We start from the raw sequence: 614 nt of genomic DNA, 5'->3' as shown, positions 1-614 counted from the left end.
CGCTCATGGTCTACAGCACGGAGAAGAGCGGCGAAGAGCCGGCCGCTGCCCCCGCGCGGGAAGCCGCGTCGTGACCAGGATCCTCACCGTCACCCTCAACCCGGCCATCGACGTCACCTACCGCGTGGCCGGGCTGGCGGTCGGGGAGACCGTCCGGGTGACGGAGGTGCGCAGCCGCGGGGGCGGCAAGGGCGTCAACGTCGCCGCGGTGGCCCGGCAGCTGGGCGGCGACAGCGTCGTCCTGGCGTTGTCCGGACGCGCGGAGCCGGAAGAGTTCCGGGCCGGCCTCGACCGGCTCGGGCTTCCCCACCGCCTGGTCCCGGCGCTGGCCGCGGTCCGCCGGACCGTGGCCGTGGTGGCGGACGACGGCGTCACGACGAGCCTGCAGGAGCGCGGCACCGCCGTGGCGGCCGGGACCCGGGACGAGGTCGTCGCGGCCTTTCGCGCCGAGCTGGCGGCCGGTGTGGGAGCCGTGGTCATCTCCGGGAGCGTGCCGCCCGGGCTCGGCGACGAGGTGCCCGCCCGGCTGGCGCGGCTCGGCGCCGAAGCCGGCGTCCCGGTGATCGCCGACGTCTCCGGCGCCGCTTTGCGCGCCGCGGCGACGACGGGGAGCG

The 614-nt window shown here is 77.4% G+C and carries 1 protein-coding gene; it reads left to right on the top strand.

Annotated features, from left to right (window positions below; all coding sequences use genetic code 11):
• Positions 1-70: 70 nt before the first annotated feature.
• A partial coding sequence (locus tag CCN37_RS38255) for a PfkB family carbohydrate kinase (RefSeq protein WP_246843598.1) occupies positions 71-614 on the top strand: 544 nt, incomplete at its 3' end.

The organism is Allokutzneria sp. NRRL B-24872, assembly GCF_002155965.1.
Lineage (GTDB): Bacteria > Actinomycetota > Actinomycetes > Mycobacteriales > Pseudonocardiaceae > Allokutzneria.
This window is presented reverse-complemented; position numbering and strand designations above follow the sequence as displayed.